The sequence below is a fragment of the Mesorhizobium sp. AA23 genome, from assembly GCF_001672435.1.
In the GTDB taxonomy this organism is placed as follows: domain Bacteria; phylum Pseudomonadota; class Alphaproteobacteria; order Rhizobiales; family Rhizobiaceae; genus Mesorhizobium.
In genome coordinates, this window is record NZ_LYTP01000033.1 from 1 (window position 1) to 14,860 (window position 14,860).

The 14,860-nt window shown below is 65.5% G+C and carries 13 protein-coding genes and 1 pseudogene; all 14 read right to left on the reverse strand.

Annotated elements, in window-relative coordinates; genetic code table 11:
* Positions 1-80: 80 nt before the first annotated feature.
* A complete protein-coding gene (locus A9K66_RS27860) occupies positions 81-980 on the reverse strand; it encodes a DMT family transporter (RefSeq protein ID WP_082954141.1) in 900 nt (299 codons plus the stop codon).
* A 55-nt stretch (positions 981-1,035) separates the two neighbouring features.
* Complete coding sequence (locus A9K66_RS27865) at positions 1,036-1,932, reverse strand: DMT family transporter (RefSeq protein WP_067330232.1); 897 nt, start codon at positions 1,930-1,932, stop codon at positions 1,036-1,038.
* A 141-nt stretch (positions 1,933-2,073) separates the two neighbouring features.
* Entirely contained in the window at positions 2,074-3,576 is a 1,503-nt protein-coding gene (locus tag A9K66_RS27870) for a peptidase S10 (protein WP_067330236.1), read from the reverse strand.
* A gap of 130 nt (positions 3,577-3,706) precedes the next feature.
* Positions 3,707-3,931, reverse strand: a complete 225-nt coding sequence (locus tag A9K66_RS27875; protein WP_067001363.1) for a hypothetical protein — start codon at positions 3,929-3,931, stop codon at positions 3,707-3,709.
* A 130-nt stretch (positions 3,932-4,061) separates the two neighbouring features.
* Positions 4,062-4,703, reverse strand: a complete 642-nt coding sequence (locus A9K66_RS27880) for a hypothetical protein (protein WP_067330239.1) — start codon at positions 4,701-4,703, stop codon at positions 4,062-4,064.
* Between the two features lie 76 nt (positions 4,704-4,779).
* Positions 4,780-5,523, reverse strand: a complete 744-nt coding sequence (locus A9K66_RS27885) for an SDR family NAD(P)-dependent oxidoreductase (protein ID WP_067001369.1) — start codon at positions 5,521-5,523, stop codon at positions 4,780-4,782.
* Between the two features lie 27 nt (positions 5,524-5,550).
* Complete coding sequence (gene purF / locus A9K66_RS27890) at positions 5,551-7,032, reverse strand: amidophosphoribosyltransferase (protein WP_067330243.1); 1,482 nt, start codon at positions 7,030-7,032, stop codon at positions 5,551-5,553.
* A gap of 129 nt (positions 7,033-7,161) precedes the next feature.
* Complete coding sequence (locus tag A9K66_RS27895; RefSeq protein ID WP_067330246.1) at positions 7,162-7,842, reverse strand: CvpA family protein; 681 nt, start codon at positions 7,840-7,842, stop codon at positions 7,162-7,164.
* Between the two features lie 27 nt (positions 7,843-7,869).
* Positions 7,870-9,288 (reverse strand): DNA repair protein RadA, encoded by a 1,419-nt coding sequence (gene radA, locus A9K66_RS27900; RefSeq protein WP_067330249.1) that lies wholly within the window; start codon positions 9,286-9,288, stop codon positions 7,870-7,872.
* Positions 9,289-9,519: 231 nt separating this feature from the next.
* Entirely contained in the window at positions 9,520-11,010 is a 1,491-nt protein-coding gene (locus tag A9K66_RS27905) for a replicative DNA helicase (protein WP_067330253.1), read from the reverse strand.
* Positions 11,011-11,279: 269 nt separating this feature from the next.
* Positions 11,280-12,244 (reverse strand): annotated as a pseudogene (locus A9K66_RS27910) (small ribosomal subunit Rsm22 family protein).
* 1 nt (position 12,245) lies between these two features.
* A complete protein-coding gene (locus tag A9K66_RS27915) occupies positions 12,246-12,569 on the reverse strand; it encodes a YnfA family protein (RefSeq protein WP_067330256.1) in 324 nt (107 codons plus the stop codon).
* Between the two features lie 71 nt (positions 12,570-12,640).
* Positions 12,641-13,924, reverse strand: a complete 1,284-nt coding sequence (locus A9K66_RS27920; RefSeq protein ID WP_067330259.1) for a cyclopropane-fatty-acyl-phospholipid synthase family protein — start codon at positions 13,922-13,924, stop codon at positions 12,641-12,643.
* 226 nt (positions 13,925-14,150) lie between these two features.
* Positions 14,151-14,735 (reverse strand): 50S ribosomal protein L9, encoded by a 585-nt coding sequence (gene rplI / locus A9K66_RS27925; protein ID WP_067330262.1) that lies wholly within the window; start codon positions 14,733-14,735, stop codon positions 14,151-14,153.
* Positions 14,736-14,860 lie beyond the last annotated feature (125 nt).

The window sequence follows — 14,860 nt, forward strand, 5'->3', positions numbered from 1 at the left end:
GGTTTGGGGGGACTTGGGGGGTGACCCGTCGATCTAACAATGCCTGAGTCGGGTGATGGTTCCGTGACCGCGAAAAAAATTTACGAACGCGTCGATTTGGCTCTCGACCAGTCGCGTGCGGCGTGCGCGAAAACCGCGCAAAGCACGATCGCGCCGCCGACGATGCTGGCCAGCGGTGGGAATTCGCCGAGGAACAGCAAGGCGAACAGGATGGCGAACGGCACTTCGGCCGAGCCGAGCAGGCCGGATTCGGCGGCGGGGATAAGCCGCGAACCTTCGGTCCACAGGATCGAGGCCAGCGCGAAGGAGCAGCCGAAGGTGGCAAGCAGCACCATATCGCGGGTCGAAACGGCAACCGGGTCGGTGACGAACCAGCCGAGGACGAAGAGCAGGAAGGCCGACACCGCGCCGGCCCAGACGACGGGCGAGTCGCGAAAGGCGCGCACCATGATCATGTAGAGCGCGCTGCCGGTGGTCATCAAAAGCGCCAGCCCGTCGCCGAACAGGTGGCCGCTGCCAAAGCCGCCGCCCACCATGACGGCGACGCCGCATAGCGACACGGCCGCCGCCAGCATCGTCTGCAGCCGGAATTTTTCCCGCACCAGCAGCAAGGCAAGCAGTGCGGCTATGAAGGGTGAGGTGGCGTAGATCACCGCGACATTGGCGACATAGGTGTATTTGAACGCCGCGATGAAGGCGATGCTGGCGGCAGCCCCCTCGACCGCAAGCAGCCAGCCGCGCCAGCCGAGCCTGAGGCTCTCGCGCCCGCCCGAGCGGCGGCGGCGCCACAGCACGTAGAGAGCAATCAGGATCGAGCCGAAGAAGCCGCGCCAGCAGGTGATGGTCAGCGGATCGGCATGGATCGACTTGGTCAGCACGCCGGTGAGCGCGAAGGCGACGGCCGAGGCCGAGACCAGCACCACGCCCAGCATGCGCTCGGCTGTGGCGTCGGCGGTGCCCTTGGCAAGCTTTTCAGGCATGTCGACCGTATCCGTCATGGTACCAGACTATGCCGCTCCTGCTGACAGCCTTCTGTCATGAGCCCTCGACCCGTTTGCGGAAATGCTCGTTGCCGACGATCAGCAGGCCGGCGCCGATGATCAAAGCCGCGCCCGTGAAAACTTCGGTTCTCGGCACGTCGCCCCAGATGGCGAAGCCCAGCGCAAACGCCCAGACCAGCGAGGTGTATTCGAATGGCGCCACGATCGACACCGGCGCCCGTTTCATGCCCTCGAACAGCATGTATTGCGCGACGCCGCCGAGCGCGCCGACGCTCATGAGAAGCATGAGTTGCGGCGCGTCGGGCATGCGCCACCAGATCAGCGCCGGCACTGCCGAAAAAAGCAGGAAGTAGAAATTGTTGAGCACCAGCTGGATCGTCGTGCGCTCCTGCATCGCGGTCTTGCGCAAGAGCACCACGGCGATGCCCCACAAAAGCGCTGCCGCCAGCACAAGCAGCACCGGCACGGAGAAGCCGAGACGCGCCGGGTCGCAGGCGATGAAGACGCCAACGAATCCGACGAACACCGCCGCCCAGCGCAAGAGCGGCACGGTCTCGCCCAGCATCACCACTGAAAGCACGGTGACGATGATCGGCGCGGCGTAGTAGATGGTGGTGAGCTCGGCGAGCTGCAGCGAGCGTGCCGCGTTGTAGTAGCAGAGCCAGGCCGCGAGCGTGAACGCGCTGCGCACCAGCATCGGCCGCACGATGGGCGAGTTTGCGGTGTCGGCGAACAGCGTCCGTCCGCCGATCGCGCCGCAGGCGGCAAGGACGGTGACCGAGCGGAAGAACATGATCTGCCACACCGTCATGCCGGCCACCAACAGCTTGATCGAGGCGTCCTGCGCCGAAAACAGGAAATAGGCGGCCGCGGTGAACAGGATGCCGGCCAGCACCCTTTCGCGGCTTTCGAGGACGACGACATCGGCCATGCGGTATCGATTTGCCAGCGTGGAGGCGGCTCCGCCCCATCGGATCCACTTCTGCCAGCTATACGGGCGAAAGCTTCTACGGCGCTGTTCCAGCGCGGCGCTTGCGTTGGGGCAGAGCCCTCGTGGCCGATCGAGAAGCGCTTACTGCGTCGCCTGGTAGAGCTCGGAGGCTGCCTCGTTCAGCGCGCGCCTTCCGTCGGGCCTGAGGTACATCATGTGGCCGCCCTCCACGACATCGAGCCGGATCGGTTTGGCGTCGGCGAGTGAGGGAAGCTGGTTCACCAGATAGCGCGAAGCGAGATAGGGCGTCACCAGGTCGGTATAGCCGTTGATTATGACGACGCCGAGCGAGGGGTTGAGCGAACGCGCCCGCTGCAGGTCGTTCATCGCCCCGGCATAGCCTTGCCCCGAGGTGCCGTACTCCCATTTGCGACTGATCTCGCCGTTGAGCAGCCGGTAGCTGACATCCGTGCGATAATTCAGTTCGTTACGGGCGTAAGCGACAAAGGCCGAGGTCAGCACCGGCACACTGCGGTCAAGCACCGGATCCGGGCCTTCTATGCGGGCGCTGCCCGGCGAGATATCGGCGGTGCTGATCGTGGCATCGTAAGGGCTGAGCACCTTGCCCTTGGCGCGCTGGAACTCGCGGGTGAACAGGCCGGTAGGGACACGGGCGAAATTGCGCTCGACGAGATCGAGCGGCAGGCCGGTGATTTCCGCCACGCGCCCGCTGGCGAGCTTGCCGCCTTGCTCCAGCCCGCTGGCGAGAGCCGTCAGATAGTCGCCAAGCGCATAGCGTTCGACCTCGGCCAGCCTGTCGCGCAGCGCCTCGCCGCTGACGCCGTCGGCGCGAAGCCGCACCGCCGCCAGCGAAGGCAGTTCGAGCGCCCAGTGCAATTGATCGAATTGGTCCGGCCGCACCAGCATGAACTCCAGCGCCGGCGAGATCAGCACGATGCCGGAGGGGCTCAAGCCGACATCCTCCTGCAGCGTCCTGGCGAGCAGCGCGGCGCGAAAGCCGCCATAGCTTTCGCCGGCGAGGAAGAGCGGTGAAGCGGTGCGGCCGTTCTGCGCCAGATAGAGCCGTATGAAAGCGCCGACCGAGCTGGCGTCCTGGTCGACGCCCCAGAACCCTTTCGTGTCCTGGCCCGGCGCTTCGCGGCTGTAGCCGGTGCCGACCGGATCGACGAAGACGAGATCGGTCATGTCGAGCCAACTGTCCGGATTGTCGATGAGCCTTTGTGGCGGCGGCAGGAATTGGCCGTCGGCAGCGGTCGCAACGATGCGCGGGCCAATCGCGCCGAGATGCAGGTAGGCGGAGGCCGCGCCCGGCCCGCCGTTGAAGACGAAGGTGATCGGCCGCTCTTTGGCCGGGGCAGGCGACTGCTGCGTGTAGGCGACGTAGAAGATCTCGGCCGTGACCTCGCCCTTGCCGGAAAGCAGCGACAGCGTGCCGGCCTTGGCCTGGTAGTCGAGCTTGCGCCCGCCAAGGGTGATCGAATGCTCGGTGACCTGCGGCGGCGGCAAAAGCGACAACACGCCGCCGGCCGGCGCCGGCCGTTCAGGTGTTTCGGCGCCGACTGGCTGCGCAAAGGCTGTGAGCGCCAGGAGGATGAAGGGCAGGAGCTTCAACTTGGACCGCATGCGACCTCCGCGGGAATGACCCCCGCAAAGGTATGGCCGGGGCGGCCGAAGTCAAAGGGGATAGGCTTGGCGCTGCGTTGGAACTTCGATCTCCCCACTTGCCGCTCACAAGGGGGGAGATCAACTGGCGCTACTGTGCCGATGGCACTTCCGCATCCCCCTCGTCGGTGAAGGGCGAGGCGCTCGGCACGCACTGCACGGCCCAACCCTGCGGCGTCGGCTGCTTCTGATATTCGGCAATCGCGTTGGTGCACTGTTCGCGGGTGTCGAAGGTGCTGGGCAGCACCGCCATGCCGCCCTGCGGGCCGGCGATCACAAGATACCAGACCAACGCTACGCTGGGGGTGGCAGCCATGGGAATTCCTCTTTGCTGGATGTCGGAGTCGGGTCGATGCTAGCAACTCCCAGCAAATGGCGAAAGCAGGGCGGCGGCATACGCTCCCCCGCCCTGGTCACAGACCCGTGAACGACCGCTGGCCGGACGCTTATTCGACAGCGAAGCAGTAGAACAGGCCGTCGCCGCCCGTGCCTCTCAGCGCCTCCTGGCTGCAGCCGCCGCGCGAAGCATGTGAGGAATTCCACGACTTCGCCGCGGCCGATTCGTCGAGGCCGACTCGGTCGTGATGGCCCGTCATGGCTGCCCCTTCCGCGCCGCTCATCGTCCAGTCGCCGCAGGTCTGGTCGGCGATCTTGGTGCCATCGGGCTTGGAGCCGGTCAGCACGTCGTGGCGGTTGGGCTTGTCGCCGCGGCCGTTGACGACTTCGCCCTTCTCGGTAAGCGCCGTCTGCTTGCTGATGGCGTTGGCGTCGCTGTGCAGCGAGGCGACGTCGTCGGCGATCTTCTCGCCCTTGGCATTGAACCAGGGACCCTTGCCGATGCGGTCGCGCGCATCCTCGGCGCTGGAGGAGAGATAGGCGTGCCAGGTCTTGCCGGTGACGCCGGCCGCTTCTGCCAGCGAGGCGCAATGCGCGTCCGCACCCTTGAGGCCGCCGAGATCGGCGCCCTTGCCGGAGCCGACGCTGGTGACGAAGAAGCTCATCTTGGCGTCTTGCGACAGGGCCGCGCCTGCCGTGGCGGCGAGTGCGGCGGTAATGGCGGTGGCGGCAACGAGAAGAAGTCTGCGCATGTCGGTCCTCCGGTTTCGAATGTTCTACATTCGAAGAACGTAGCCGGAGGCCTGTTTCATCCGCCTTGAGGCAGGTTTATTCCGGTTGCCGATAGGCGACGAAACGGTTGTGCCTGGCCTGGAAGATCAGCCCGGTTTCCTTCAAGTCCGGGCTTGCCAGCGGCACGATGCGTTTGGCGATCTCGGACGGATGCGGCAGCGTCTCGGGATCCTCGCCCGGCATGGCCTGAGCGCGCATTGCGGTGCGGGTGGCGCCCGGATCGGCGGCGTTGACCCGAAGCGGCAGGCTCTCGGTCTCATGCGCCCAGGAGCGCATCATCGTCTCCACCGCGGCCTTGGAAGCCGCGTAGGGCGCCCAGAAGGCGCGCGCCGAGTGCGCCGCGTTGGAGGACATGATGATCGCGCGTCCGGCGTCGGAGAGCCGAAGCAACGGATCGACCGAACGGATCAGGCGCCAGGTCGCGGTGACGTTGACGGTCATTACCTTATCGAAGGTTTTTGCTTCGACATGGCCGATCGGCGAGATCACCCCGAGTATACCGGCATTGGCGACCAGGATGTCGAGCTTTCCCCAGCGCTCGTGGATCGCGCCGCCCAGCCGGTCGATGCCCGCCATGTCGGCGAGGTCGAGCGGCACCAGCGTGGCCTGTCCGCGGCCGTCGGCCTTGATCGCATCGTCAAGCTCTTCCAGCCCGCCGACGGTGCGGGCGACCGCGACGACATGCGCGCCGGCGGCAGCCAGTTCCCTGGCGATGAAGTAACCGATGCCGCGCGAGGCGCCTGTGACGACCGCGACGCGGCCGGAAAGGTCGAGGGTCATGTGAGGGATTCCGTGGGGTGGACCGGCTTACGACCCGCCGCTCGCCAGCAGCGACAGCGTGCGCACGTTGTCGTGGCCTTCGAAGTCGAGCAGGCGGGTAGGGTACTGGCCGGTGAAGCAGGCGTCGCAGAATTGCGGCTGGTCGTTGTCGCGGCGCGCCTCGCCGACGGCGCGGTAGAGCCCGTCGATCGACAAAAACCCGAGCGAATCGACGCGGATGAACTCGGCCATCTCCTCGACCGACATGCGCGATGCCAGAAGCTTCGATTTCTCCGGCGTGTCGACGCCGTAGAAGCACGATGCGCTGGTCGGCGGCGATGCGATGCGCATATGCACTTCCTTCGCGCCGGCGTCGCGCACCATCTGCACGATCTTTTGGCTGGTGGTGCCGCGCACGATGGAATCGTCGACCAGCACCACGCGCTTGCCCTCGATCATGCGGCGGTTGGCGTTGTGCTTGAGCTTCACGCCCATGTGGCGGATGGAATCGCCCGGCTGGATGAAGGTGCGGCCGACATAGTGGTTGCGGATGATGCCAAGCTCGAAGGGAATGCCCGCGGCCTGGCTGAAGCCGATCGCGGCCGGCGTACCGGAATCCGGCACCGGCACGACGATGTCGGCCTCGACCGGGTTCTCCTGCGCCAGCTCCGCGCCGATGCGCTTGCGGACCTCATAGACGTTGCGGCCCTCGACCGAGGAATCCGGCCGCGCGAAATAGACATATTCGAAGATGCAAAAGCGGGTCTTCTGGGGCTCGAACGGGAACAGGCTCTCGATGCCCTTGGAGGTGATGACCACCATCTCGCCCGGCTTGATATCGCGCACGAAGCGGGCGCCGATGATGTCGAGGGCGCAGGTTTCCGAAGCGAGTATCCAGGCGCCGTCGAGGTCGCCGAGCACCAGCGGACGGATGCCGAGCGGATCGCGGCAGCCGATCATCTTCTTGGCCGTCATCGCGACCAGCGAGAAGGCGCCCTCGACCTGGCGAACGGCATCGATGAAGCGCGAGTTCAAATCGCGCTCCTTGCTGGTCGCGACCAGATGCAGCAGCGTCTCGGTGTCGGAGGTGGAGGAGAAGATCGAGCCCTGTTTCTGCAATGCGCGCTGGACGGTGAGCGCATTGGTGAGGTTGCCGTTATGGGCGACAGCAAGGCCGCCTTCGGCCAACTCGGCGAAGAAGGGCTGGATGTTGCGCAGGCCCGCGCCGCCGGTGGTGGCGTAGCGGGTGTGGCCGATGGCGCGGTTGCCCTGCAGGCGATCGATGACGTTCTGTTTGGTGAAGGTGTCGCCGATCAGCCCGACATGACGCTCGACGTGGAACTGGGTGCCGTCATAGGAAACGATGCCGGCGGCTTCCTGACCGCGATGCTGGAGCGCGTGAAGCCCGAGTGTGACTATGGCTGCCGCGTCCTGCCGGCCGAAAATGCCGAACACGCCGCATTCGTCATGGAAATGGTCATCGGCCTCGGCGGAAGGGACTTTGCCTGCGTCTGCCGTTGAGTCTGCCATCTGGGGCTCAAGCTCCGCTAAAACCGCCATATAGGGCGATCGCTCATCGAACGCAACGCACGCGATGCCGCATCCATAACATGCCCCAGGCCAGTGACGGAACTGGCCTGGTTTCAGTTTGCCGGCGCCTCAGTTTGCCGGCGCCGGGGTGGCGGGAGCCGGGGCGGGGGCTGGAGCCGGCTCATTGTCGGCCGGCGCTGCGCCTTCGCTGTCGTCGGGCGCCGTCGCGCTGTCGTCGCCGGTCGCCGGCGGTTCGGCCGCGGGCTGGTCGGTGGTCGCCGGCGCGCCGGCCTGGGGGGTGCCCTTACGCGTGTATTTGTTGACCAGCTCTTCCGTGTTCTCGGGCAGCACGCTTTCGAGCTTGGCGCCGATCGTCTCGAGCAGCGGCCGGGACTTGGCATTGGCAACCCAGGCGGGCGCCTTGGCGCCGGCCAGCCAGTTGAAGAACAACAGCGCCACCGCGACGACCAGGATGCCGCGCGCCGCGCCGTAGAGGAAACCGAGCGTGCGATCGAGCGCACCGATGCGCGAATCGATGATCCAGTCGGCGATCTTCATGGTGATCACCGAGACGACGATCAGCGCGATGACAAAGACGATGCCGGCTGCCGCGGCCATGGCGATCTTGTCGTTGTCGACATATGGCTGAACGTAGGGCAGGACCGGCCTGTAGAAGAAGAAGGCCGCCGCCGCCGCCGCTGCCCACGACACCACCGACAATACTTCGCGGGAAAAGCCGCGCACCATGGCAAGCATCGCCGAGACCAGGGTGAAGCCGACGAGAATTCCGTCAAGCAGCGTAATCGGCATATCTTTCGCCCCACATCATGAGCTGCATCACTCCCCCTCGTCGGCGCGACTGCGCCGTGAGCCGGCTATGCGCGCCACCAGGTCGGCAAGCTCGGTGGGTTGGAAAGCGCCGGCCGCGATTCCCCCGGCCCCATTACCGCCAACGACTTCCTCGCTGCCGAGCGGCAGCACCGCGCTTCCGAAACCCAGCTTTTCGGCCTCTTTAAGGCGCTGCTGCGCATGCGCAACCGGCCTTACCGCGCCCGAAAGGCTGATTTCGCCGAAATAGACGCAATCGGCGGGAAGGGCAAGACCGGTGAGCGACGAAACCAATGCTGCGGCGACCGCGAGATCGGCCGCCGGTTCCGAGATGCGGTAGCCGCCGGCGACATTGAGATAGACGTCGTGCTGGCCGAAGCGGACGCCGCAATGCGCTTCCAGCACCGCCAGCACCATGGAGAGCCGCGCGCCGTCCCAGCCGACGACGGCGCGGCGCGGCGTGCCGAGCGAAGAGGGCGCCACCAGCGCCTGGATCTCGACCAGCACCGGCCTTGTGCCTTCCATGCCGGCGAAGACGGCGGCGCCGGGCGACTTCGCATGCCGCTCGCCGAGGAACAGCTCGGATGGATTGGCGACCTCGCGCAGGCCCTTGTCCGACATCTCGAAGACGCCGATCTCGTCGGTCGGCCCAAAGCGGTTCTTCACCGTGCGCAGGATGCGGAAGTGGTGGTTGCCTTCGCCCTCGAAATAGAGCACGCCGTCGACCATGTGCTCGACGACGCGCGGGCCGGCGATCTGGCCTTCCTTGGTGACATGGCCGACGAGCACGATCGCGGCGCCGGTGGATTTCGCATAGCGGATCATCGCCTGGGCGGCCGCGCGCACCTGGGTGACCGTGCCGGGCGCCGAATCGGCAAGATCGGTCCACAGCGTCTGGATGGAATCGAGGATCACCAGGTCCGGCCGCTTGCCGTCGGCGATTGTCGCGAGGATGTCCTCGACATTGGTCTCGGCGGCGAGTTCGACCGGCGTCGAGGCGACACCGAGGCGCTGAGCACGCAGCCTGATCTGCGCGACAGCTTCCTCACCCGAAACATAGACGATGCGGTGGCCTTTCGAGGCCAAAGCGGCTGCGGCCTGCGTCAGCAGCGTCGACTTGCCGATGCCGGGATCGCCGCCGACCAGAAGGGCGGAGCCGCGCACCAAGCCGCCGCCGGTGGCGCGGTCGAGCTCGCCGATGCCGGAGACGATGCGCGGCGCGTCCTCGATGTCGCCGGCCAGGCTGGTGAGCACCACGGCGCGGCCCTTGCGGGCATTGCGGGTGTTGGCCGGCCCCGAGCCGATGCCGCCCGCGGTGCCTTCCTCGACCAGCGTGTTCCACTCGCCGCAGGCGTCGCATTTGCCGGCCCAGCGCTGATGCACCGAGCCGCAATTCTGACAGATGAACTGAACGCGCGATTTGGCCATTAGCGTCGGGCCGATCGCAAATTTTCGAAGGCCGGCGTTCCCGCCCACCCCCCTCTGGCCTGCCGGCCATCTCCCCCGCAAGGGGGGAGATCAGCAGCTTGGCCGCCGGCGCTCTTCTTGCAACGGCGGCGATTGGCGAAGGTTGTGGCGACAGCCAATCTCTCCCCTTGCGGGGGAGATGTCCGGCAGGACAGAGGGGGGTGTGACGGAGCGCTGACGTGGGCCAAAAAACTACTCAAACCTCTCCGGCAAATGATGCTCCTCGGCCAGGTCCGAGAACCGCGTGAATTCGCCATGGAAGGCGAGGCTGACGGTGCCGGTCGGTCCGTGACGCTGCTTGGCCACGATGCACTCGGCCTTGCCGCGCGCCTCGTTCATCTCGTTTTCCCACTTGATGTATTCGTCGGTGCCGAGCTTCGGCTCGCGGTTCTTGAGGTAGTATTCCTCGCGGTAGACGAACAGCACCACGTCGGCGTCCTGCTCGATCGAACCGGATTCGCGCAGGTCCGAGAGCTGCGGGCGCTTGTCGTCGCGGCTTTCGACCTGACGCGACAGCTGCGACAGCGCGATGATCGGCACGCCGAGCTCCTTGGCTAGAGCCTTCAGGCCCGTGGTGATTTCGGTGATTTCCTGCACGCGGTTCTGCGAGGCGCGCGCGCTTGAGCCCTGCATCAGCTGGATATAGTCGATGACGATGAGGTCGAGGCCGCGCTGGCGTTTCAGCCGCCGCGCCCGCGCGGAGAGCTGCGCGATCGAGATGCCGCCGGTCTGGTCGATGAACAGCGGGATCTTCTGCATCGTCTGCGAGCAGGCGACCAGCTTCTCGAAATCCATCTCGGAGATCTCGCCGCGGCGGATCTTCGATGACGAGATTTCGGTCTGCTCGGAGATGATGCGGGTGGCGAGCTGTTCCGACGACATTTCGAGCGAGAAGAAGCCGACCACGCCGCCATTGGCCGCCTTGAAGGTGCCGTCGGCCTGCTGCGCCGGTTGATAGGCCTCGGCGATATTGAAGGCGATGTTGGTGGCCAGAGAGGTCTTGCCCATGCCGGGGCGCCCGGCAAGCACGATCAGGTCGGAAGGCTGCAGGCCGCCCATGCGGCGGTCGAGGTCGCGCAGCCCCGTGGCGATGCCTGACAGATGGCCGTCGCGCATATAGGCGGCGTTGGCCATGTCGACGGCGGTTTTGACCGCGTCGTTGAAGCTCTCGAAGCCGCCGTCGTAGCGGCCGGTCTCCGCGAGCTCGAACAGGCGCCGCTCGGCGTCCTCGATCTGCTCCGAGGGCGACATGTCGACCGGCGCGTCATAGGCGATGTTGACCATGTCTTCGCCGACGGTGATCAGCGCCCGGCGGGTGGCGAGGTCGTAGATGGCGCGTCCGTAATCGGCGGCGTTGACGACGGTGACCGCCTCGACGGCGAGCCGCACGACATACTGCGCCACGGTCATGTCGCCGACCTTCTCTTCCGCCGGCAGGAAGGTCTTCAGCGTGATCGGCGTTGCGATCTTGCCCATGCGGATGAGCTCGGCCGCGACCTCGAAGATCTTGCGGTGCAGCGGCTCATAGAAATGCGCGGGCTTGAGGAAATCCGAGACGCGGTAGAAGGCGTCGTTGTTGACCAGAATTGCGCCAAGCAGCGCCTGCTCGGCCTCGATGTTGTTCGGTGCCTCGCGGTAGAGCGGTTGCTCCGCCACGCCGAGCTTGCGCGCTGCTTCAGCCATGATGTCCCCGATTTCGATCCCGCTTCCTCGATATCAGAACTGGAAAAATCGGTGCTGACTTATCTGCAACAGTGAGGTTCCAACCGGCTTCGATGCTCGCGATTCACAACCGAAATTTTTCCGTGGAAAGAATCGTCATTGACTCGAATCGAAGTGCGCAACCCTAGCGGGCCTCGAACGAGAACAAAACAGGAAAATGCGATGCCGGCTATGTCAGTCGTGGCAAGCTTGTCTGCGCCGTGTCGCCTCGCCCCTGAATCACAAGCGGCTCAGCCAAGCGTGTCGCCCCAGTCCGCCCGCCTCGCCGCCTTGAAGACATCGCCGTCGCGCTTGCTGGAGAGGCGCTCCCCGGCATGGCCGTTGGGCTGGCAGAGCTTGAGCATGACTTTGCCCGAACCGCCCTTTGGCGGCGCGATCACTCGTGACGCGCGCGCCGGCGCCGGCAGTCGCGAGGCGGCGAGGTAGATGAACTTCTCGTCCTCCCACGGCACGTCGGCGTCCTTGGCGAGCCGATGCAGCCGCGAACGCGCGACGCGGCGCGAGAAATGGCACCAGTCTGGCGGAGCGAGCGGGCAGGGCGCCTCGTGCGGGCAGGGCGCCGAGACATGCGCGCCGGCTTCGATGAGCTGCCGGCGCGCGGCAAGGATACGCTGCCAGCCGGCCGGCGTGCCCGGCTCGACGATCAGCAGCGTGTCGGCCGTCAATCGCCAGAGCCGGTCGACGAGTTTTGGCAGCGAGGCCGGCGCGATCTCGTCGAGCACATAGGCGACGCTGATCAAGTCCGCAGGGTCGAGACCGTCGAGATCGATGGTGGCGTCGCCGGCTACCCAGCTCGCGCGGGCAGCGATCGCGCCGGCGGCCAGCGACTGGCCGACCTTGCGCACCGCGGCGCTTGCCTCGACCAGAACCGCCCGTTCGAGCTCCGGCCAGGTGTCGGCCGTGGCCCAAAGCATGGTGCCAGGCCCTGCGCCGATATCGAGCAGGCTTTTCGGCTGGAAGTCCGGACGAGCGTCCGCCAGCGCGTCCAGGCAAGCGCGACGGCGGCATAGGTGGCGGGCAGCCTGGTCGCCAGGTAAGCCTTCACCGCCATGTCTTCGCCCATATGCAGGCGGCCGTCACGCAACTCGGCGCGATAGCGTTCCGAAAGCGTTCTCGCGGCCTGTTTCAGCGCCGGCAGCGGTACTTTTTCGAGCAGGCTGTCGACGCCTTGCCGGAGCGCGGTGGGCAGTTCCAATTCAGGCTCCTCTTGGCGCGAGCAGGATCACCGAGGCGCCGACGATCGAGAGCGCGGCGCCGGCGAGGTCGAAACGGTCGGGGCGCACGCCTTCGGCTAGCCAAAGCCAGCCCAGCGAAGCGGCAATGTAGATGCCGCCATAGGCGGCGTAAGCGCGACCGGCGGCGCTCGTGTCGACCAGCGCCAAAAGGAAGCCGAACAATGCCAGCGACGCCAGACCTGGCACCAGCCAGAGCGGCGACTTCCCCAGCCGCCACCAGGCCCAGAAGCAAAAGCAGCCGGCGATCTCGGCAAGTGCCGCCGCGATGTAGATTAGGTAGTTCATGAAAAAGGCCTCGCGAACGAGACCTTTTTCGTGGCGTCAGGCCGCAATGGCAAGCGGCAATCGCCGCCGTTCTATTCCACCTTCTTGCGGCGGGTCGGCTTGACGGCGGGCGTCGCCGGCTCCTGATGGCCGAGGTCGCGCAATTCCAGCGCCTTCTCGCATTTGGCCATATAGTCGCGCGTCATCGGCAGCGTGTCGTTCTTCTTGGCGATCTGGAACTGGAAGATCACCAGGTCCTGCCAGCGGAAGGCGGCTTCCGAGGCCGCGAGGTAGAACTCCCACATGCGGCAGAAGCGCTCGTCATAGATAGCCTTCGCCTTGTCGCGGTTGGCGGCAAATCGCTGGCCCCAATGCTTCAGCGTGTCGGCGTAGTGAAGCCTGAGAATCTCGATGTCCGTGACGATAAGGCCTGATTTCTCAATCGCGGGCAGCACTTCCGACATCGACGGGACGTAGCCGCCTGGGAAGATGTATTTGCGGATGAAGGCGCTGGTCGCCCACGGCACGCCGGACCGGCCGATGGTGTGGAGCAGCATCACGCCGTCGGGCTTGAGCAGCGTCGCCGCCTTGTCGAAGAAAGTCCGGTAGTGGTTGACGCCGACATGCTCGAACATGCCGACCGAGACGATGCGGTCGAAGCGTTCGTTGAGCGCGCGATAATCCTTGAGGTCGAAATGCGCGCGGTCCTGCAGGCCCAGTGCATGTGCGCGGTCGGTGGAGACGCTCTGCTGCTCGGTGGATAGCGTCACGCCCTGCACGTCGACGTCGAAGGCCTTGGCGAGATAAAGCCCGAGGCCGCCCCAGCCGGAGCCGATATCGAGCACCGTCTGGCCGGCCTTGAGTCTCAGCTTGGCGGCGATGTGGCGCTTCTTGGCGACCTGCGCTTCGTCCAGCGTCATGTCGGGCTGTTCGAAATAGGCGCAGGAATACTGCATGTCCTCGTCGAGGAAGAGCTTGTAGAGTTCGCCGGAGAGGTCGTAGTGGCGCTGCACGTTGCGGCGAGATCTCGACGCCGTGTTGATCTGCTGCAGGCGGCGGAAGGCATGGCGCAGACCTTCGATGGCCTTCGACCAGGTCACGTCGATGCCGCCGCTGCCCATGTTCTGGAAAGCGATCCGCATCACCCCGAGGACGCCGCCCTCGGGGATGTCCAGTTCGCCATCCATATAGGCTTCGGGCACGGCCAGCATCGGATCGAAGGTGATCGCGCGCTCGGCATGCATGGTCTTGATGTGGATGTGTACCGGTTCGCCGCTGCCGTCGCCGAACTTATGCGTCGTGCCTTTCGGCCCGGTCACTTTGAGGTCGCCGGTCCGCACCAGCCGTTCGAGAACGTGTTTCAACAGGATGTTCATGACCAAATGTCCCCTCAGACGGACCATCCGGCAGTCGGACCGAATGCCAAATCGAAAGTGCCACAGCGCATCGCCCGCGTCCAATCGACGCGCCACGCCGTAATCTGCAACAAGATATAGGGATCAGAAAGGTTCCTATTGGCACAAAAAAGCCCGGGTCGAAGACCCGGGCGTTGGTCCAGCCGGCGCTGGACGAGGAGCCGCAGCACGGCTCCTGCCTTGTCGATCAGGCGTTGTCCTCGCCGCCTTCGAATTCGGCGTTCGGATCGAAGAAGTTTTCCGGCCGGGCGTTGTCGTTGATGTCTTCGCCATAGATGGCTTCGGCCGTCGTCAGCGTCTCGCCCTTGGCCTGGCGCTCCGCCTCATCGGCCGAGCGGGCGACGTTGAGCGCCACCGTGACCTCGACTTCAGGATGCAGCGCGATCGCCACGTTGGAGAGGCCGATGGTCTTGATCGGCTGGTTGAGCTCGATCTGGTTGCGGCTGACGGAGAAGCCCTCGGCGGTCAGCAGTTCGGCGATGTCGCGGGTCGACACCGAGCCGTAGAGCTGGCCGGTCTCGCCTGCCGAGCGCACGACGATGAAGCTCTTGCCGTCGAGCTTCTCGGCGATCTGCGCAGCCTCCGACTTGCGCTCGAGGTTGCGGGCTTCGAGCTGGGCGCGCTGGCCCTCGAACTTCTTCTTGTTCGCTTCGTTGGCGCGCAGCGCCTTGCCCTGCGGCAGCAGGAAGTTGCGGGCGAACCCATCCTTGACCTTGACGGTTTCGCCCATCTGGCCGAGGCGGGAAATGCGCTCGAGGAGAATGACTTCCATGGTTTCGTTCCTTTGGTTGGCGCCATCGCGGATGACGGGGGATTCTTTGGGAACAGGTCAGGAAGCAAATGGCGTCTTCGCCGGTGTCGCTGTCCTGCCTGTTTTGGCAGTTAGAGGTTTATGGC